Here is a 19,209-nt window from a genome sequence, read left to right on the forward strand (position 1 = left end):
TCGATGCGGAACCGCCTCGCCATTCTGCCGCTGCTGATCCGGATGCATGTCAAGTCGCAGATGGAATATCGCGGCGCCTTCTGGCTCGATCGGCTGGCCCAGATCATCTCCTACGGCGCCGTGCTGCTCATTCTGTGGATCCTTCTGCAGAAGTTCCATCAGCTCGGCGGCTGGAACTGGCCCGAGCTTGCGCTGCTGTTTTCCTTCCAGCTCCTCGCCTATTCCCTGGGTGCCTCGATGAGTTTCACCCAGCTGCGCGAGCTTGAGGAACTGGTGCGTCTCGGCGCCATCGACACGCTCCTGACCAAGCCCGTCAACACCTGGGCCTATCTGATCTTTTCGGGTCTCAACATCGGCTATGTCGGACACATCATCCTGGCCATCCCGGTCCTCGTCTGGGCACTCCTGGCTGCGCAGGTGGAGTGGTCGGTCGGCACTGCGCTATTTTTCATCTTCAGCCTGTTGAGCGCGACCATGGTCACCGGCGCCCTGATGACCATGATCGGCGCCACGGCCCTGATCTGGGTGCGCTCCAATCATCTCTTCTCGATCTTCTTCGGCTTCTGGGAACTGACCCGCTATCCCCTCGGCATCTTCCCCACCGGTCTGCAGGTGGTGATGTTGACCATCGTGCCGCTGGGCTACATCAGCTCGGTCCCCGTGGCGGTACTGCTGGGCAAACCCGTCCCCCTGCTCGGCGACCTCGCCGCGCCCGTTACCCTGCTGGCCGGCCCCTGCCTTGTATTCATCGCCATCATCCACTGGCGCTATGCCCTGAACCGCTATCAAGGCGCAGGCGGCTGATAGGAAAAACCAGGAAACACGCCGCAGGCGTAGCGCCCCGCATGGGACTTGTCCCAATTGTGGCCGCCGACGGGCTGACTCATCTTGCGGGCCATTCGGGTGGGGGCACCATGAAATCCAGCTATCAGTTCAGGATCGACCAGGAGTTGCACAAGCAGGTCGAGCTTGAACACGAGCACGAGACGCTTGTGGTGCGCATCGCCTATCGTGTCGGCAATTCGGTCAGGAGCGATGAAACCCGCATCGCCGTTGTCGGCGTGCCCCGTTCGGAGCCCGGCGCGCAGGGCGTGACCGTCGTCTATCGCGAACGGCCGTTCCGCATGCTTCCCTGGCTGACCATCAGGCGCTCACGCTTTTTCTGACCGCTTGGGGCGTTGCACCGGCACCACAAAATACGCTCACAACTTTGCGAGCGATTGCACCCGTTAAGGTTTGCAGAGTATTGAGTTTTCGTGCGGAGCGGCCCCGCCGAGTCTGGTGCAAGACCAAGGTGGAGTGGCCGTCACAGCGTTGCCGTGCATGGAGCTCAGATGAACAAGATCGTGGTCTGCCTGGTCGCCGCCCTTGCCGGTATCGGGGGTGCGTGGCCCGCCGCGGCGCAGGATATTGCGGCCCTGGCTGCCGGCCCGGTGATCATCGCGCCGCCTCAGACGCCGTTGGCCCAGACCATCAAGTCCGGCCTGAGCGCGGTCTATTACAGCGCCTCCAGGGACAGCGCGACCTATACCGAGGCCCAGAAGCTCTATTTCTTCTATGGCAGCCGTCATTTCGAACCCATCTGGCTCGACGAGGCCGCCAATGGCGAAGTGGTGTTCTCCGAACCCGCCCGCAAGATTCTGAAGCTGTTCGAAAGCGCCGCCAGCGAGGGTCTGCGCCCATCCGATTACCTGACGCCTGATCTCGATCCAGCCGGCGCCCAGGGCGACCCCATCAAGATGGCGGCGCTCGAAACCGCCTTCTCCACTGCCGCCTTGCGCTATGCCAGCCATATCTACAATGGCCGCATCAGGCCGCAATCGGTCAGCGAAAATCTCGATATCGCGCCCAAGCCGCTCGACACCGCGTCGCTGCTGGTCGAACTGGCCTCCAGCCCCGATCCGGTTGCCGTGCTCGCCGCGCTGGAGCCTGTTCATCCCGAATTCCTGGCCCTCAAGGCGGCCCTTGCCAGCTTCGACGAAACCAGTCTCGATCGCCCCACGCCCATCGCCGAAGGCCCGACGCTGCGTCCGGGGATGAGCGATCCGCGCGTTCCCCTGCTGCGCACCCGCCTTGGCGTGCCGGCCACCGATGGCCTGGTCTATGACGATGTGCTGGTCGATGCCATGAAGGCCTTCCAGGGCACGCTCGATCTCGACGTCGATGGCGTCATGGGTCCGGCAACGCTCGCCGCCCTCAATGGCGGCGTGCCCGTCACCCGCGCCGATATCCTGGCCAATATGGAACGCTGGCGCTGGATGCCGCGCGAGCTGGGCCAGTTCAACGTCCTGGTCAACATCCCCGAATTCCGCCTGGCCATCGTCAGAGACGGCGTCGAGGAATACACTACCCGCGTCGTCGTCGGCACCACCAAGAATCAGACGCCGATTTTCTCGGACAATATCCGCCACATCGTGGTGAACCCCTATTGGAACGTGCCCAGCTCCATCATCAAGGGCGAGGTGGCGCCGGCCGTCCTGCGCAACCCGGGCTATGTCGAAAACCAGAATATGGACCTGCTCTACAACGGCACGCCGGTCAGCCCCTGGCAGGTCGACTGGAGCCAGGTTTCGACCTCGAATTTCCCGTTCCGCGTGCGCCAGCGCCCCGGTCCGGGCAATGCCCTGGGGCAGATCAAGTTCCTCTTCCCCAACAAGCACGACGTCTATCTCCACGACACGCCGTCCAAGTCGCTGTTTGCCCGCGCCTTCCGCGCCTACAGCCATGGCTGCGTGCGGGTGCAGAACCCGATGGAGTTTGCCGATGCGCTGATGGCCAATGAGCCCAATATCAGCCGCGCCTCGCTCGAAGCCATGTTCGGCCCCTCCGAGCGCTGGGTGAACCCGGAACACCAGATTCCGGTCCACATCACCTATTTCACCATCCGCGTCGATTCTGATGGCTCACTGCGCTCCTTCGGCGACGTCTATGGCCACAACGCCAGGCTGATCGCGGCGATGGGCCTCGACCAGCCCGAACTCGCTCCCGAAATCGTCGCCGACGCTGAACCGGTTGTTAACGAGTTGTCGCCCTGAGCGTCTTCACCTCTCCCTTCGGGGGAGAGGTCGACCCGTCTTCGGGTCGGGTGAGGGGGCCTTCCCCACGCACCTCACCCAGTAAAGGCCCCCTCACCCGGCGCTTCGCGCCGACCTCTCCCCCAAGGGAGAGGTGGGAGCCCTTAACCCCCCGTTTACAATTTCGCCTTGGTTGCGCCCGCTTTTGCCCGTAATAATCGCCTTGTGAGGGGTCCGGCTCTGTGTGGTTGTGATCTCGTTAGCGTTAATCAATTCGACGATTTTTCGCGCTAACGTCCGACGACAACTGGCAATTACCGGGCAGAGTTTGGCGTGACGGGGACTTACCTTTTGATACGGCACCATATCGTGCGGCTTTTCGCAGCTGCCCTTATGAGCATTATCGTCATCCTGCCGCAGGCTATCGTGCCGGCGGCCGCCGCCACCGAGCGCGCGCTCTACCTCTATTATACCCATACCAAGGAGACGGCCCGCATCGTCTTCAAGCGCAATGGGCAATATGTCCAGTCGGGCCTCAACGAGCTTAACCAGTTCCTGCGCGACTGGCGCCGCAACGAGCCCACCAAGATGGACCCCCGCCTGTTCGACCTGGTCTGGGAAGTTTACCAGGAAGTCGGCGCCAGCCAGCCGATCAATGTGGTTTCCGCTTACCGCTCCCCAGCCACCAATGCCATGCTGGCTGCCAAGTCGTCCGGCGTCGCCGATAATTCCCAGCATATGCGCGGCACCGCCATGGATTTCTTCATCCCCGGCATTTCGCTCAGCAAGCTGCGCGCCACCGCCATGCGCAAGCAGGTCGGCGGCGTCGGCTACTACCCCACCTCGGGCAGTCCCTTCGTCCACCTCGATGTCGGCTCCGTCCGGGCCTGGCCGCGCATGACCAAGGCGCAGCTCCAGGAAATCTTCCCCGACGGCAAGACCATGCACCTGCCCACCGACGGCAAGCCGCTGTCGCAGGCCGGCTACCAGGTCGCCCTGGCCGAATGGAAGAAGTGCCACGCCTATCCCTGCAACGGGTCGTCGGGCGGCACCCAGGTCGCCGAAAGCGGCGGCAGCGGCCGCACGCTGATGGATCTGTTCTTCGGCGGCGACAACGGTCAGCCGGCTTCTGCCGCAGCCGCGGCCCCGGTCCAGGTCGCCTCGGTCGCGCCGCAACCCGCAACCCCGCAGGTTGCGCCCATGCCCGTTTTGCGCCCCGCCTCCCTGGGTGGCATAGCCGCCCCGGTCGACGTCGCGTCCGCGCCCGCCGCCATTCCCTTCTCGACCACCGGCAGCGCCCCACTCGATCCATCCGAACTGACCACCGCCCTGGTGGCCCCGATGCCGGCGATGAAGTCGCAGACCCTGCAACTGGCCACCGCTACCGCCTTGCCGGCCACCGACGCCGTTACCGCTCTCGCAGCCTTGACCGCCCCGGTGCCGCAGCCCCGCCTCATCATGACCGATCAGCCCGCGACCATGACCGCCTACCTGCCGTCCGCCCCGCAGGATCCCGAGGCCCAGCGCGCGCTCGAAATGATCATCCAGCGCGAGACCACGGCCACCACTCCGCCATCGCCGACCACGCGCCTGCCCATCCTGCCGCCGCTGACATCAGCTACCGGCCTGCGTACCGCCTCGCTCGGCGGCCAGCCGATCAACGCCCTGGCGGGCCTGTTCAGCGGCACCTTCGGCGCCGCCCAGCAGGATGAACCCGTCGCCGCCGCTTTGGCCGAACACATCGCCAAACGCCCGGCCCCCGGCGCCATGCGCAATCCCGACCTGATCGCGCCCGATCTCGAACATATCGCCGAGGTCTTCATCACCCCCGCGGTCATGACCTCGTCCCACTTCGCCGTCATCTGGGATCACGACGAAGCCGACTTCGACCCCACCGCCGAAATGGGCCGCTATGTCACCGTCATGGGCGTCGGCGATGTCCCCAAGGGCCTGTCGCACACCCGCTTCGTCACCGCCACGCCCGTCGCGCTGGCCTCGAACTAGCCTACTCCCCAAGTTATGGGCTCTAGCCCACCCTCCCCCTTGAGGGGAGGGTAGCGCCGCTAGGCCCAAAGGGCCGTAGCAAAGCTGGGGAGGGGGTTCTTCAGCGAAGGCCATCCAAACGACCTGCCCCACAGGGCAGGATGGCGATAGGCCCGAAGCGCGCCCGCCTCAATTCAGTCCCCTTGCGCCCCTAGCACACCCCTGCCGCAATTCGGCGCAGGTGGTATTGTTGCAAAGCACCGCCCCGAGGCCTAAAGAATTCAAGTCAAAGCCGTTTTTGGCAAAGGATCGCCCGCTTGGCCGACAAGCCCTCCACGCCCCTGCTCGATACTATCCAGTCCCCGGCCGACCTGCGCGCCATGCCGCGCGAGAACCTTCGGCAACTGGCCGACGAGCTGCGTGCCGAGATGATCGATGCCGTCTCGGTCACCGGCGGCCATCTGGGCGCCGGCCTCGGCGTGGTCGAATTGACCGTGGCACTGCATGCCGTCTTCGATACCCCGCATGACCGCATCATCTGGGATGTCGGCCACCAGGCCTATCCGCACAAGATCCTCACCGGCCGCCGCGACCGCATTCGCACCCTGCGCCAGAAGGATGGACTGTCCGGTTTCACCCGCCGCGCCGAAAGCGAATATGACCCCTTCGGCGCCGGCCATTCCTCCACCTCGATTTCCGCCGGCCTCGGCATGGCCGTCGCCAGCCAGTTGCAGGACAAGCCGCGCAATGTCGTTGCCGTCATCGGCGATGGCGCCATGTCGGCCGGCATGGCCTATGAGGCCATGAACAATGCTGGCGCCATGGATGCCCGCCTCATCGTCGTGCTCAACGACAACGACATGTCGATCGCGCCCCCCACTGGCGCGCTGCGCACGTATCTTGCCCGCCTCGTTTCCGGCCCGGTCTACCGCGGCACGCGGGAAGCGGCCAGGAATGTCGTGAGCAAGCTCCCCACATTCCTCTACGAACCAGCGAGAAAAACCGAGGAATTCGCCCGGTCTTTCTTCACCGGCGGTACGCTGTTCGAGGAGCTCGGCTTCTACTATGTCGGCCCCGTCGATGGGCATGACCTGGAAAATCTGCTCCCCATCCTCGACAATGTCCGCGACGCCGCCGAAGGGCCGATCCTGGTCCATCTGGTCACCCAGAAGGGCAAGGGCTATGCTCCCGCCGAGCATTCCGCCGACAAGTATCATGGCGTGTCCAAATTCAACGTCATCACCGGCGCCCAGGCCAAACCCGCCTCCAACGCGCCCTCCTACACCTCGGTCTTTGCCGAGAGCCTGATCGCCGAAGCCAATGACGATCCGCGCATCGTCGCCATCACCGCCGCCATGCCCTCGGGCACCGGCCTCGACAAATTCGCCGAAATCCACCCCAGCCGCATCTTCGATGTCGGCATTGCCGAACAGCACGCCGTGACCTTCGCGGCCGGCCTCGCCAGCGAGGGCATGCGCCCCTTCTGCGCCATCTATTCCACCTTCCTGCAGCGCGCCTATGACCAGGTCGTGCATGACGTGGCCATCCAGCATCTGCCGGTGCGCTTCGCCATCGATCGCGCCGGTTATGTCGGCGCCGACGGCCCCACCCATGCCGGCAATTACGACGCCGCCTATCTCGGCGCTATCCCCGGCATCGTGCAGATGGCCGCCGCCGACGAGGCCGAATTGCGCCACATGGTGGCCACCGCCGCTGCCTATGACAACGGCCCCATCGCCTTCCGCTATCCGCGCGGCGATGGCATGGGCGTCGACATGCCCGCCCGCGGCGAAAAGCTCGCCATCGGCAAGGGCCGCATCGTCAGGCAGGGCGCCACCATCGCCATCCTCAGCTACGGCACGCGCCTGGGCGAAGTGCTCGCCGCCGCCGACAAACTGGCCGCCCTGGGCCTTAACCCCACCGTGGCCGATGCCCGCTTTTTGAAGCCGCTCGATGAGGAGCTGATCGCCAGACTGGCTTCAACCCATGACGTGCTGCTCACCACCGAGGAAGGCGCCATTGGCGGCTTCGGCAGCCACGTCGCCACCTTCCTCGCCAGCAATGGCCTGCTCGATGGCAAGCTGCGCTTCCGCCCGCTGATGATCCCGGACCACTTCGTCGAACATGCCAGCCAGGCCGACATGTATGCCGAAGCCGGGCTCGACCGCGCGGGCATCGTCGCCACGGCCCTCACCACCCTCGGCTATGACGAAGCCGCCATGGCCAAGGCCCTGGGCGTGATCAGCTAGGTCGAGTATCGTCTGTCCTTGCCGCGGACCTGCGGCACTACCCCCTCGATCGCCCCGCCCCGGATCGTCACCCTCGGGTCAAGCCCCGGGGGCGACGTGCGGTGGGGTTCTTCGCCCTTGTAGCAGATACACCCCTCACCCGTTCCTCGCCTCCGTCGACAGCGCGATATCCGCTTCAAATACCGTCCCGCCCGCGCTGCGGAATTCATACGTCCCATCCATTTGCGCCACGACGCCCTTGATGAGCCGCATGCCCATGCTGCCGCCGGTCGTGCGATCCGGGTCGATTCCCTGACCATTGTCGCTCACCGTGAGCGTCGCCCGGCCATTCTTGCCCTCGGCCAGAACTATGGTCACCGTTCCCGGCTGGTCTTCGGCGAAGGCGTATTTGCAGGCATTGGTCACCAATTCGCTCAACAGCAGCGCCAGCGGGGTCGCGTGGTCCCGGTCCACCGGAATGTGGTCGACGTCATAGTCCACCACCGCATTCGCGCCATAGGCCACCATGACCTCCTCGACCACCGCGGGGATGAATTCATGCGCATCGATATCGGCATAGCGATCGTGTTGGTAGATATGCTGGTGCATCGCCGCCATCGCCGCGAACCGGCTTTGCAGGTCGAGCTTGGCCGCCTGCGGAATATCCTGCATCCGCACCAGCGACTGCACCGATTGCAGGTTGTTCTTCACCCGGTGGTGGATTTCGCGAAACAGCATCGTATTGGCTTCCACCGATGCGTGCAGCGCCCGCGCCTGTGCCGCGTCGCGATAGAGCAGCCGCACGATCCAGGCGCAGCCCAGCACCAGCCCCAGGATGATCGGCGAGACGATGATGAACACGGCCGTCACCGCGCCGTTGAAGCCGGCCCAGACCTGCGACGAGCCCACCGAGGCCAGCGCGATGATATCGGTGCCCGGCACCCGGCGATAGCTGACGGTACGGGCGATGCCGTCGACGGGCGAGCTGCCCGAATTGTAGGTTCCCACCTCGGCATCGGGCAGATATTGGGTAAAAAGCGGCAACCCGCTCAGGTCCATCGGCTCCTCGGATGGCGGATACCGGGCGATGAGTTGGCCATCGTCGCGCACCAGGCTGATGGTCGAGGTGTTTTCGAAATCGAGATTCCGCCACAGCTCCTCGAGCAGCGATTCGGGGAACGACACCATGATCGCGCCGGCAAAGGCCCCATCGCGCTGCACCCGCTTGCTGAACACGAAAATGCGGTCGCCGGTGAGCCGGCTGACCAGCAGTGGCGAGGTGTAGAAAGGCGCACCCGCCTTCACGGCGATGAAATAGTCGCGGTCTGCGACCGAAACATTGTTGGCGCCGGGCACCGTCGCATAGATCGTATTGGCCTGGGCGTCGATGATGTAGACCTCGGTCAGCAGCGGCAGCCCTTCGAGCACCGGTCCCAGGTCGTCGGCATTGCCCGACATGGTCGGTCCCAGCGCCGCATCGACGCGCCGCAGGGTTTGCTGCGCCAGCTCCGCGATCCAGAAGGCATTGGTCGATACCACCTGCGATGCGGCGCTCGAGCGTTCCACCAGCCGCTCTTCGGTCTGCCTGATGCCGATGACGAGGAAATAGCCGAAAATAGCCGCAAACAGCGCCAGAAAGACCAGCATGAGCCCGATAGCCGCAGGAATAGCCGACACGGTTCTTCGCATGCTAGGTCTCTTCACCAGTTCGGCCTCCCCCAATGGCCGGAGACCGGCTCGTCTCCTGCAATGCTAGCAACGTCTCGCCCCCTCGACCAGTTGCCCCCTATTCGATGTATTTCGTCGGCACGCCCGTCGCCAGCTTCACCGTCTCCATCGAGATATAGGCCGACATGTCGAACAGCTCGACCCGGCCCACCAGTTGACGATAGATCACGTCGTAATGCTCCACATTGGGCAGCACCAGCTTGAGGATATAGTCGAAGTTCCCGGTCAGCCGATGAACCTCGACGATTTCGGGGATGGTGCTCACCGCCGCATGGAAATCCTCCAGCCACCCCGCCTCGTGCTTGCCCGTCCGCACGATGACGAAGACCGTCGTCGGCAGCCCCGCCTTCCGGCGATCCAGCACGGCTACGCTGCGGGCAATATAACCCTCCTCGCGCAGCCGGGCGATCCGCCGCGAACAGGCCGAAGCCGATAGGGCCACCGCGTCGGCAATGTCGTTCACCGCCAGTTCGCCATTGGCCTGCATCAGGTCGAGAATTTTGCGGTCGCGCTCATCAAGCATGGGCCATTTCTGCATGATTTTTTGCGTCTACGCAATCTTTCCGCGCAATTGTGGCCATAAACGCCGTTTGGCCTGCACTTCGATTCCGCTCCAAACCCAACTTCGCATGCCGCTTGCACGCGACCTGCAGCACACTGGTCGCCAGCAGGAGCATATCCATGAAGACCATCGGCCTCATCGGCGGCATGAGCTGGGAATCCACCGCCACTTATTATCGGCTCATCAACGAGGCGGTTCGCCGTCAGTGCGGCGGGCTCCACTCCGCCGAGATCGCCATGCGCTCGCTCGATTTTGTCAGCGTCGTCGAACTGCAGAAGGCCGGTCGCTGGGACGAGGCCGGGCGTCTGCTGGGCGAAGCCGGCGCCGGTCTTGCCCGCTCCGGCGCCGCCTGCGTGCTCATCTGCACCAACACCATGCACCTGGTCGCCGAGCCGGTTGCCGCCATGAGCGGCGTGCCGCTGATCGATATCATCGACGAGACCGCCCGCACCCTGCGCGCCGATGGACGCCGCAAGCCCCTGCTGCTGGCCACCCGCTACACCATGGAACACGGCTTCTATACCGAGCGCATGGCCCGCCATGGCCTCGAAGTCGTCACCCCCGCAAGCGAGGATCGCGGTGTGGTGCATGACGTCATCTTCAACGAACTCTGCCAGGGCCAGGTCCGCGACGCCTCGCGCGGCCGCTACCTCGCCATCATCGAGGCGGCCCGCAGCCAGGGCATCGATTCCGTCATCCTGGGCTGCACCGAAATCTCCCTGCTGGTCGATCCGGCTGGCCTGCCGCTGCCTGGCTACGATTCCACCGCCATCCATGCCGATGCGGCGGTGCGCTTTGCCCTTGCCGACGACATGGAGCGGGCCGCCTGATATGTGCCGCTTCCTGGCTTACACCGGGGAGCCTGTCTTCCTCGATACGCTGCTGATCGAGCCGGATTCATCGCTGGTCAGCCAGTCCCTCGCCGCCCGCGAAGCCAAGACCCAGGTCAATGGCGATGGCTGCGGCGTCGGCTGGTATGGCGCCCGCCCCGAGCCCGGCGTCTATCGTGGCACCCTGCCCGCCTGGTCCGACGCCAATCTCGCCTCGCTCTGCCATCAGGTCGAGGCGCCGATGTTCCTCGCCCATGTGCGCTCGGCCACCTCGGGCGAAGTCTCCATGGCCAATTGCCACCCCTTTGCCGCCGGGCGGCACCTGTTCATGCACAATGGCCAGATCGGCGGCTATGATCGCATCCGCCGCTCGGTCGAGGCCATGATCCCTGACGATCTCTATGCCCGCCGCCGCGGCAATGGCGACAGCGAAGCCATCTTCCTTGCCGCGCTCGGCCATGGTCTCGATGCCGACCCGGTCGCCGCTCTCGCGCGGACGCTGGCCGTCTGCCTGCGCGTCATGCATGCCAATGCCATTGAGCCGGCCCTGCGTTTCACCGCCATCCTGGCCGATGGCAAACGCCTTTTCGCCATCCGCTGGGCCAGCGACAACCAGCCGCCCTCGCTCTACTGGCGCCGGCTCGACGCCGGCATCGCCATCGCCTCCGAACCCTTCGGCGACACTGGCGACACCTGGCAGCCAGTGCCACCAGGCAGCGTCATGACCGCCGCCCGCGGCGAGGTGGCATTCAACGATTTCGCCGTGGAATGATGCCTGTCCCGCGGGGGCCCAACCTACAGGCGTCGCGCCATCTCCATGAGTTCGTCCCGATCATCCATCACGCCTTCGGCCAGCCGGGCAGCGGCGACGAATGGAGACCAGGCCAGGACGTCTCTGCGAGACGTCAGTCCCCGCGCCTCGCAGGCGGCGAGATAGGCCTCGGCCAGCTGCGGCACCCGCGGCTTCATCAGCACATAGCTGCGGCAGATATCGGCCTCGGGAGGGCCCGAACAGGCATCGAGCCAATCGACCACTATGGCCTGGTGGGGTGACCCTAGAATGTTCCACGGGTGGAAATCGCCGTGACACAGCCGGCCCCCTCCGGGGCGCTCCCGCAACGCGTCCAGCAGCCGCTTGCGCTCCCCTTCGCCGAGGCCGGGCGCCCTGCCGATATTGCTCGAGAGTCGTGCCGATAGGCTTGTCTGCCAGGTTCCCGGCTGGCTGAGGATGCGTGCGTGCAACCCGGCCATGGCTCCGAGATAGTCCGGAACCAGTTCCACCTGCCGCAGCATGACGGCACCAAAGGACTCCCCCGGCGCCATGGTCATCAGCACGCCCCAGCGGTCGCCGCGCTGGACGACACCCAGTGGCGCCGGCGCCGGCAATCCAAGCGCCTCGACGATGGCGAGATTGGCGGCTTCGCGAAACGCCGCTGCCTTGGAAGCGCCGGCCCGGCTGAGCTTGAGGACGTGATCTCCCTGCCGGTAGACCTCCGCCTCCTTGCCGCTGCCGAGCAGGTCTCCGTATTCACCGTCCATCCACAATGCACTCCACGCCCGCGCAGGTGACGCAGGGGCCTTCGCCGTCAGCGGGGGATACGCTGTCCCGTGTCGACGTCGAACAGGTGCAGCAGGCTGCTGTCGAAGGCAACGCCGATCCGCTGGCCAGGCCCCGCATTGATGCGCTCGCGGAATACGCCGACGAGGTCCTGCCCGCCCAGGCTGAGGGTCACCTGGGTCTCCGAGCCCGTCGGTTCGATGACGACAACCTCCGCCATGGTTCCGGCCGGGTCGAGACGCAAATGCTCGGGGCGCACGCCCAGGGTGATAGGACCATCCTTCACCGCGGGCGGCAAGGCTCCCAGATCGATGCTCGTACCATCGGCAAAGCGGAACGCGGACCCTTCTATCGCGCCGCCGATGATATTCATGGCCGGTGAACCGATGAAGCCCGCCACGAAAAGGTTCGCCGGATGATCGTAGAGCTCCAGCGGCGTGCCGATCTGTTCGATATTGCCCGAATGCATGACCACGATGCGATCGGCCATGGTCATCGCTTCGATCTGGTCATGGGTGACATAGACCGTGGTGGTCTTGAGGCGCTGGTGATTGAGCTTGATTTCGCTGCGCATCTGCACCCGCAGCTTGGCGTCGAGATTGCTCAGCGGCTCGTCGAACAGGAATACCCGTGGATTGCGCACGATGGCCCGGCCCATGGCGACCCGCTGCCTTTGCCCGCCGGACAAGTGCCGCGGATAGCGTTCCAGGTAAGTATCGAGGCCCAGGATCACCGCGGCATTGGCCACGCGGCGCTTGATTTCATCCTTCGGCACCCGGGCGAGGCGCAGCGAGAACGCCATATTCTCTTCCACCGTCATATGCGGATAAAGCGCGTAGGACTGGAAGACCATGGCGATATCGCGGTCCTTGGGCGCGAGGTCATTGACCACGGTTCCGGCAATTTCAATCTCGCCGCCGGTAATATCCTCGAGGCCCGCGATCATCCGCAGCAAGGTGGATTTGCCACACCCGGACGGCCCGACCAGGATGACGAATTCGCCATCGGCGATGTCTATGGATACCCCATGCAGGACTTCCAGGCTGCCGTAGTTCTTTCGCACGTCTCGGATCGTCACCGCGCCCATGAGTTCCTCCCTATGGTGCCCGCTGCCCTCCCTGGCAGATCGAACCCTCTTGGGTTTAGAGCGACAGCACAGCCCCATCAAGTCTTTTGTAGGACAAAAGATTGACTCATCGGTCATTTGAGTCCTAATTCATGCCTGTTCGCCGACAATGATAGGACAAAAGTCCACTTGGTGGGTGGAGTATAGGAAGGGGCGAGGAGGCTCCTTCACTCGGAGGGCGCGGCGCATCGCGACAGTTTTTGACGCTTACCCGAAGGGTCGGCGAGCGCTCAGCTATGTTCAACAGGAGGAGATGGACGTATGACGTCGAATAAATTTAATCGCCGCGACATTCTAAGAACTGGCGGTGCCGCGGGTATTGGCCTTTGGGCCGCAAGCAATGGTTTTCCGGCGTTTGCGCAGGATGCTGCTCCCGAGATGGACCTGCCCGAAGGTGCAGCCGGCAAGCTGACCGTAATCCACCGCACGGAATATTTCGAAGCGGCGCAGAACCTGTTCCGCGACACGGTGACCAATTTCGCCAGTGCCAACAATGTCGAGCTCGATATCTCGACTACCAACCCGGAATCGTTCGGCGATTTCCTGGGCAAGATGTCTGCCGCGGTTAAGGCCGGCAACCCGCCTGACCTCGCCTATACCAGCAACGTCTCGGTGCCGYAGATGCACCTGCTGGGCCTGCTCGAAGACGTCAATGACGTCGTTGAAGAGGCCATCGGCAAGTATGGCAACGTCATGCGGGGCATCAATGCCGAAAGCATCGGCAAGATCGACGGCCGCTGGCGGGCGATCCCCTTTATCGCCAACACCACCGGCACATTCTTCCGTGGCGACAAGCTGGCGGAGAAGGGGATCGATCCGCAGACCCTGGATACTTGGGAAAAGCGGCGTGAGGCGGCTCTCGCCATCTCCGATCCCGACAACGAATTCTGGGGCTGGGGCGTCACCGTCAATCAGTCGGGTGACGGCTGGGGTATAGCGTCAGGCATCCTGAATGCCTTTGGCGGCCACTTTACAGATGCAACCGGCACCAAGGTCGAGTTCGACTCGCCCGAAACGGTCGCGGCCTTTGAATTCGTCCGCGAAACCTACGACCGCAACGGCAAATATGCCGCCATGCTGCCGCCAGGCGTCGAAAGCTGGGGCGACACCTCCAACAACGAGGCCTATCTCGCCGGCAATATCGGCTATACGCACAACGCCTTCTCGGTCTACGCAGCGGCCAAGCGCGACAACAACCCGGTATTCCCGGGCACCGTGCTGTTGCGCCAGCCCAATGCCAACAATGGCGACAGCCGCGATGGCGGTGCCGTTGGCGGCTGGCTGACGATCTTCAAGGGTGCGCCCAATGTCGATCTTGCCAGGAAACTTGCCCTCGATCTGCTCGATCCGGCCAATTTCACCCCGATGTCCGCGGTCGCCGGCGGCCTGTTCATGCCCGCCTACGAGAATCTGTGGACTGACGAGCTGATCGCGGCCGATCCCAACTACGCGATCATCAAGGATCAGGTCAGCGTTCCCGAACCCTTCATCGGACCATCCTGGCCTGCTCAGCCGGCCGCCCAGATCGACGCCATCCGCGCCCAGGGCGTGCTGGAACAGTCCATGGGCAATGTGATCGCCGGCCGCATGACCTCCCAGGAAGCGGTGACCGACGCCCACAACAAGATCGTCCAGATCTTTGAAGAAGGCGGCATCCTCTAGCTGTCGTGGACAACGCGACGGGGTGGCATCCACCGCCCCGTCGCGTGCCATTTGACCGACCGGCCGGCGCCGCGGCCGATTTTTACCGCGCCTGATCCCGATGGAGAGTTGGCATGGAAGATCGAATGACCTTGACGTTGGGAACGACAACAGCACGACCCGTCACCCGCAGGAAGCTCCTGGAGAACCTTTTCGGACGCGACTGGAAGGTCGGCTATCTGTTCGTGCTCCCCATGGTTCTCGTCATGGCGCTCCTGATCTTCTGGCCATTCGTGAGCGCCATTTTCATCAGCACGACCTCGCTCAATTTCCTGACGGGCGAAACCACCGATGTCGGCTTGCGCAACTACCAGCGTCTCTGGACCAACAGCGATTTCCTGCAGGCCATGCAGAACACGATCCAGTTCACCTTCTGGTCGCTGTCGCTGAAATTCGTCATCGGCATGACGGTTGCTCTCATCCTGAACAGCCGCCTGCCCTTCCGCAATCTGCTCAGCGGCATCATGCTCCTGCCCTGGATCGTTCCGGAAATCGTCACGGCCCTGGCCTGGAAAAGCATCTACGATCCGATGTTCGGCGGCCTCAATCCCATCCTGCAGGGCGTCGGAATCATCGATCGCCCGCTGGGTTGGCTGTCCGACCCCGACATGGCCATGGGCAGCGTCATCTCGGTCAATGTCTGGAAAGGCATACCCTTCTATGTCCTGCTGCTGCTGGCCGGACTCAAGGCCGTCGATCGCGAGCAGATCGAGGCCGCGCAGGTCGATGGCGCCAATGCCATCCAGCGTTTCCGCAACGTCACGCTGCCTGGCCTGCGCTACGTGATCGTGGTCACCCTGCTGCTCTCGTTCATCTCCACCTTCAATCAGTTCGGCCTGCCCTTCCTCATGACGGGCGGCGGGCCGAGCGGCGCCACCAAACTCTATTCCATCCTGGCCTATGAAAAGGCGCTTGGTTCGCTGCAATACGGGCCGGGCATTGCCATCGCCTTCAGCGTCGCGCCCCTCATGGCCATCCTGATCTGGCTGCTGGCGCGTTTCATGCGCCACGACGACAAGCGAGACGGCATCTCCGAGCGCGGCCCTGGCATAGCCGACCGGCTGCTGGCCGGCGGCACCTGGCTGGTCAACATCATCATCGACCTGGCCTTCCTGCCGATCCAACTGGTGTTCGCCGGGCTTGAATGGGCCGTGCGCAAGGTTCGCGTCGCTACCGGCCGGTCGGCCCTGCAACCGATTTTCAGGCAATCGTCACGATCCAATGCCGGCGCGCTGGCGCGACTGCTGGTGCTTGTCCCGCTTCTGGTCTTTGTGATCTTTCCTTTCTACTGGATCATTACCACCTCGTTGAAGACGACATCCCAGATCAGCGAGCGCCGGTCGATCTTCTGGCCCGAACCGGCCACGACCGAGCAATATACCTCCCTGCTGCAGGACACCCCATTCCTGACCTGGCTGCTGAACTCGGTCTTCGTCGCCGCCCTGAGCACGCTTGTTTCCGTGGCCCTGGCATCGCTGGCGGCCTATGCGCTGTCGCGGCTGCGCTTCCGTGGCGCGTCGCTGCTGACCACGCTGCTGCTCATCACCTACCTGCTGCCCGGCACGCTGCTGTTCATCCCGCTCTACCAGACCCTGACGACGATGGGCGTGATCAACACCCACACCGCGCTGATCCTGACCTACCCCACATTTCTGTTGCCCTTCGCGACCTGGGTGCTAATGGGATATTTCAGGTCTATTCCAGTCGAGCTCGAGGAAGCGGCGCGGATCGATGGCGCCAGCCGGCTCTACATCTTCTGGCGGATCACCCTGCCGCTTGCCGCCCCTGCCATCCTGTCGGTGACTCTCTTTGCCTTTACCAACGCCTGGAACGAATTCCTGTTCGCTTTCGTCTTCATCACCAGTGAGTCGCTGCGCACCCTGCCGATCGGGCTGCAATCGCTGGTGGTCGGCGACATCCTGCCTTGGGGAAAGCTGATGGCGGCATCCTTGCTGACCGCCATTCCGGTGGCCGTCCTCTATGTCTACGCCCAGCGCTTCCTCTCCGAAGGCCTCACCGTTGGGGCCGTCAAGGGATGAGTGGTTCGTCGCGGATCAAGGGGCGCAGCGCGTTGAACGCATCGATCGTGCGCAGCTCCATCCCGTCCGCGGTCGACGCCATGGTGCTCAATATCCGGGGTCTCATTTCCGAAGGACGGTTGGGCGTAGGCGACAACCTCCCCACCGAACGGGAGCTGTGCGACCGCTTCCAGGCCAGCCGCAATACCGTGCGCGAAGCCATGCGGATCATGAAGGCCTATGGGATCGTATCCGTACGCCCCAAGATCGGCGCCATCATCGTCGATGACCGGATGGAGCGGGCGCTTGACCTGTTCTCATTCGATACGCTGGATATTTCCCGCCGCACGTTCAACGATATCCAGGGGTTCCGCAAGTTCATCGAGGTTGGTTCGGTCGATACCATTTTCGAGCAGATGCGGCCCGACGATATCGCCGAGATGCGCGACATCAACGAACAGCTGCGCGTGGCGGGGTCTATCCCGGCGGCGTCGGAAGTGGATTTCCGCTTCCACCTCCGGCTTGTTACCATCCTGGACAACCGCGCCATCTGCGACGTCTATCGCATCATGAAGCCGGTCATCATCCGCATCATGGAGCGGGCCAAGGAACTCCGCGACTTTACCACGGACACCTATGAGCAGCATGCCGCCGTCGTGGACGCCTTGGCGGCCAGGGATCGCATTCGCTACCAATATGCCTTGCAGTCGCACCTGCATGTTGGCGTCAAGGCATTCCAGGATCCCGAGAAGTCCGCTCCGGCATGAACTCTGCCTGCGCCACCCATCGCAGCCGCGCGCGGCAAAAATGCGCCGGATATGGGCTCGATTCCTGAGGGGGACCAATTGAAGATCACATCAGTCAAGACGGCGGCGACGAGCGGCCATTGCATGCATTTGTGGGTCCGCATCGAAACCGATGCCGGGATCACCGGCCTGGGCGAATGCGTCCACGGGGGTCATCAGGCCATCGCCATCATCCGCGAACTGGCTGACAGGCTGGTCGGCCGCGATCCATTCGCCATCGACGCCATCTTCGAGGAGCTGCGCCGCAGCCTGGTCTTCGAGGGCGGCTTCGCCGGCGCGCTGATCACCGCGCTGACCGGCATCGAGATCGCGCTCTGGGATTTGAAGGGCAAGGCCCTGAACGTGCCGATCTACGAATTGCTCGGCGGCAAGTTCCGCGACGACATCCGCGTCTACTGCGACTGCGAAGTCTCCCCCGGCATGAATATGGACGAGGTGCAGGCCGAGGTGGACCAGGTTCTGGCGGCGGGGTTCACCGCCCTCAAGGTCGACCTTGATATTCGCGCCTATGGCCATACCGGCACGGAAACCGGCTGGTACAAAAAGGATGGTTTCAACATGACCCCCAACAAGTGGGAGCATGACCGCATGGTGCAACTGGCCGAGATGGTAGTGAAAGCAGCCGGCAAGGAGGTGGAGGTTGCCTGCGACCTGCATACGCGGCTCGACAAGCACAGCGCTATCCGGCTGGCGCGCGATCTCGAACATCTCCAGCTGATGTGGCTGGAAGAACCGGTCCCGCCCGAAAATATCGATGTCATGGCCGAGATCACGCGCAGCACGTCTACCCCGATCTGCGCCGGCGAAAATCTCTACCTGCGCCACGGCTTCCGCAAGCTGCTCGAACAGCAGGCGGTCGACATCATCATGCCCGACATTCCCAAATGTGGCGGACTTTCGGAATGCCGCAAGATCGCCGAGATGGCCGATCTCTATTCAATCCCGTTCGCGCCGCACAATGTCTCTTCTCCCATCGGCACCATGGCCTCGGCCCAGGTCTGCGCCACCATCCCCAATTTCCTGGTGCTGGAATTCCACTGGTTCCATCGCGACTACTGGTCGACCATCACCGATGGCGGCGAGATCATCAGGAACGGCAAGATCGCCTTGAGCGACAGGCCGGGCATCGGACTCGAACTCAACGAAGACGTCGCCAGGGCCCACCAATATCCCGGAACCACCTGGTTCGAGTAGCCTTGGCGGTGGACCCGGCGCCAGCTCCACCCAAGGAAAACCCTCGCTAGCCCCATTGGCCGGCGAGGGTTCCTATACCCAAAGCGGGGATGACTCAGTGGATGGATCAATCCTCGGCAGGCGCCGCCACCATGCCGAGTGCGGCCATATACAGCTCCAGCAGCGCTTCCTGCTCCATGCGCTCATTGGCGTCCTGCTTGCGGATACCGACAATCTTGCGCAGGATCTTGGTGTCGAAGCCGTTGCCCTTGGCCTCGGCGTAGATTTCCTTGATATCGGCTGATATCGCGGCCTTTTCTTCTTCCATGCGCTCGATGCGCTCGATGAACGCCCTGAGCTGATCCTGGGCAACGCTGTCTTCGACGGCCATGGCATAGTCCTTTAAGTTTGCTGGCCCCGTTCAATCGTACCCGGGGGCGCCATTCAACCCCTTTGTCCGCCAATCCACATGGCTGCGCCGC

At 63.5% G+C, this 19,209-nt stretch carries 16 protein-coding genes; 11 read left to right on the forward strand and 5 right to left on the reverse strand.

Annotated elements, in window-relative coordinates:
- Positions 1 to 3: 3 nt before the first annotated feature.
- From ASD04_RS13110 to dxs, 5 genes are all read left to right on the forward strand, one after another.
- The gene (locus ASD04_RS13110; protein WP_056257667.1) at positions 4 to 804 is read left to right on the forward strand and encodes an ABC-2 family transporter protein; all 801 of its coding nucleotides are present in this window, start codon (positions 4 to 6) and stop codon (positions 802 to 804) included.
- Positions 805 to 914: 110 nt separating this feature from the next.
- Positions 915 to 1,166: a hypothetical protein gene (locus ASD04_RS13115; protein WP_156461247.1), complete on the forward strand. Its 252-nt coding sequence runs from the start codon at positions 915 to 917 to the stop codon at positions 1,164 to 1,166.
- A 168-nt stretch (positions 1,167 to 1,334) separates the two neighbouring features.
- Positions 1,335 to 3,035 (forward strand): L,D-transpeptidase family protein, encoded by a 1,701-nt coding sequence (locus ASD04_RS13120; protein ID WP_056257673.1) that lies wholly within the window; start codon positions 1,335 to 1,337, stop codon positions 3,033 to 3,035.
- A gap of 372 nt (positions 3,036 to 3,407) precedes the next feature.
- On the forward strand, positions 3,408 to 5,018 hold the full coding sequence (locus tag ASD04_RS19880) for a DUF882 domain-containing protein (RefSeq protein WP_056257677.1): 1,611 nt from the start codon (positions 3,408 to 3,410) through the stop codon (positions 5,016 to 5,018).
- Between the two features lie 296 nt (positions 5,019 to 5,314).
- Positions 5,315 to 7,246, forward strand: coding sequence for a 1-deoxy-D-xylulose-5-phosphate synthase (gene dxs, locus ASD04_RS13130; protein WP_082531209.1), 1,932 nt, complete (start codon positions 5,315 to 5,317; stop codon positions 7,244 to 7,246).
- Between the two features lie 135 nt (positions 7,247 to 7,381).
- Here dxs and ASD04_RS13135 read toward each other — a convergent pair whose 3' ends face one another.
- Together ASD04_RS13135 and ASD04_RS13140 are read right to left on the reverse strand one after the other, a co-directional pair.
- Positions 7,382 to 8,914 (reverse strand): cache domain-containing protein, encoded by a 1,533-nt coding sequence (locus ASD04_RS13135; RefSeq protein WP_082531210.1) that lies wholly within the window; start codon positions 8,912 to 8,914, stop codon positions 7,382 to 7,384.
- 97 nt (positions 8,915 to 9,011) lie between these two features.
- Entirely contained in the window at positions 9,012 to 9,476 is a 465-nt protein-coding gene (locus tag ASD04_RS13140; RefSeq protein ID WP_056258440.1) for an Lrp/AsnC family transcriptional regulator, read from the reverse strand.
- Between the two features lie 158 nt (positions 9,477 to 9,634).
- Between ASD04_RS13140 and ASD04_RS13145 the strand changes: the two genes are divergently transcribed.
- Positions 9,635 to 10,345: an aspartate/glutamate racemase family protein gene (locus tag ASD04_RS13145; RefSeq protein WP_056257682.1), complete on the forward strand. Its 711-nt coding sequence runs from the start codon at positions 9,635 to 9,637 to the stop codon at positions 10,343 to 10,345.
- Between the two features lies 1 nt (position 10,346).
- The gene (locus tag ASD04_RS13150; RefSeq protein ID WP_056257685.1) at positions 10,347 to 11,117 is read left to right on the forward strand and encodes a class II glutamine amidotransferase; all 771 of its coding nucleotides are present in this window, start codon (positions 10,347 to 10,349) and stop codon (positions 11,115 to 11,117) included.
- Positions 11,118 to 11,140: 23 nt separating this feature from the next.
- On the opposite strand, the gene ASD04_RS13155 is transcribed toward ASD04_RS13150, so the two are convergent.
- Both ASD04_RS13155 and ugpC read right to left on the reverse strand, forming a co-directional pair.
- Positions 11,141 to 11,884, reverse strand: coding sequence for an aminoglycoside phosphotransferase family protein (locus ASD04_RS13155; protein WP_056257689.1), 744 nt, complete (start codon positions 11,882 to 11,884; stop codon positions 11,141 to 11,143).
- 47 nt (positions 11,885 to 11,931) lie between these two features.
- On the reverse strand, positions 11,932 to 12,990 hold the full coding sequence (gene ugpC, locus ASD04_RS13160) for a sn-glycerol-3-phosphate ABC transporter ATP-binding protein UgpC (protein ID WP_056257692.1): 1,059 nt from the start codon (positions 12,988 to 12,990) through the stop codon (positions 11,932 to 11,934).
- 300 nt (positions 12,991 to 13,290) lie between these two features.
- On the opposite strand from ugpC, the gene ASD04_RS13165 reads away from it, so the two are divergent.
- The 4 genes from ASD04_RS13165 to ASD04_RS13180 all read left to right on the forward strand — a co-directional run bounded on the left by ASD04_RS13165 (position 13,291) and on the right by ASD04_RS13180 (position 18,748).
- Positions 13,291 to 14,691: an extracellular solute-binding protein gene (locus ASD04_RS13165; RefSeq protein ID WP_082531211.1), complete on the forward strand. Its 1,401-nt coding sequence runs from the start codon at positions 13,291 to 13,293 to the stop codon at positions 14,689 to 14,691.
- A 125-nt stretch (positions 14,692 to 14,816) separates the two neighbouring features.
- On the forward strand, positions 14,817 to 16,769 hold the full coding sequence (locus tag ASD04_RS13170; RefSeq protein WP_056257698.1) for an ABC transporter permease subunit: 1,953 nt from the start codon (positions 14,817 to 14,819) through the stop codon (positions 16,767 to 16,769).
- Positions 16,770 to 16,801: 32 nt separating this feature from the next.
- A complete protein-coding gene (locus tag ASD04_RS13175; protein WP_162245134.1) occupies positions 16,802 to 17,515 on the forward strand; it encodes an FCD domain-containing protein in 714 nt (237 codons plus the stop codon).
- Between the two features lie 78 nt (positions 17,516 to 17,593).
- Complete coding sequence (locus ASD04_RS13180) at positions 17,594 to 18,748, forward strand: mandelate racemase/muconate lactonizing enzyme family protein (protein ID WP_056257700.1); 1,155 nt, start codon at positions 17,594 to 17,596, stop codon at positions 18,746 to 18,748.
- A gap of 106 nt (positions 18,749 to 18,854) precedes the next feature.
- Here the strand turns inward: ASD04_RS13180 and ASD04_RS13185 are convergent, their stop codons facing one another.
- Positions 18,855 to 19,118: a DUF2312 domain-containing protein gene (locus ASD04_RS13185; RefSeq protein WP_056257703.1), complete on the reverse strand. Its 264-nt coding sequence runs from the start codon at positions 19,116 to 19,118 to the stop codon at positions 18,855 to 18,857.
- Positions 19,119 to 19,209 lie beyond the last annotated feature (91 nt).

This window comes from Devosia sp. Root436 (assembly GCF_001426345.1).
GTDB lineage: Bacteria > Pseudomonadota > Alphaproteobacteria > Rhizobiales > Devosiaceae > Devosia.

Coding starts and splice junctions, on each gene's coding strand:
- ASD04_RS19880 (WP_056257677.1), top strand. CDS start 3,408: ATGAGCATTATCGTCATCCTGCCGCAGGCTATCGTGCCGGCGGCCGCC.
- ASD04_RS13150 (WP_056257685.1), top strand. CDS start 10,347: ATGTGCCGCTTCCTGGCTTACACCGGGGAGCCTGTCTTCCTCGATACG.
- ASD04_RS13170 (WP_056257698.1), top strand. CDS start 14,817: ATGACCTTGACGTTGGGAACGACAACAGCACGACCCGTCACCCGCAGG.
- ASD04_RS13185 (WP_056257703.1), bottom strand. CDS start 19,118: ATGGCCGTCGAAGACAGCGTTGCCCAGGATCAGCTCAGGGCGTTCATC.
- ASD04_RS13135 (WP_082531210.1), bottom strand. CDS start 8,914: ATGCGAAGAACCGTGTCGGCTATTCCTGCGGCTATCGGGCTCATGCTG.
- ASD04_RS13145 (WP_056257682.1), top strand. CDS start 9,635: ATGAAGACCATCGGCCTCATCGGCGGCATGAGCTGGGAATCCACCGCC.
- ugpC (WP_056257692.1), bottom strand. CDS start 12,990: ATGGGCGCGGTGACGATCCGAGACGTGCGAAAGAACTACGGCAGCCTG.
- ASD04_RS13110 (WP_056257667.1), top strand. CDS start 4: ATGCGGAACCGCCTCGCCATTCTGCCGCTGCTGATCCGGATGCATGTC.
- ASD04_RS13115 (WP_156461247.1), top strand. CDS start 915: ATGAAATCCAGCTATCAGTTCAGGATCGACCAGGAGTTGCACAAGCAG.
- ASD04_RS13140 (WP_056258440.1), bottom strand. CDS start 9,476: ATGCTTGATGAGCGCGACCGCAAAATTCTCGACCTGATGCAGGCCAAT.
- ASD04_RS13120 (WP_056257673.1), top strand. CDS start 1,335: ATGAACAAGATCGTGGTCTGCCTGGTCGCCGCCCTTGCCGGTATCGGG.
- ASD04_RS13155 (WP_056257689.1), bottom strand. CDS start 11,884: ATGGACGGTGAATACGGAGACCTGCTCGGCAGCGGCAAGGAGGCGGAG.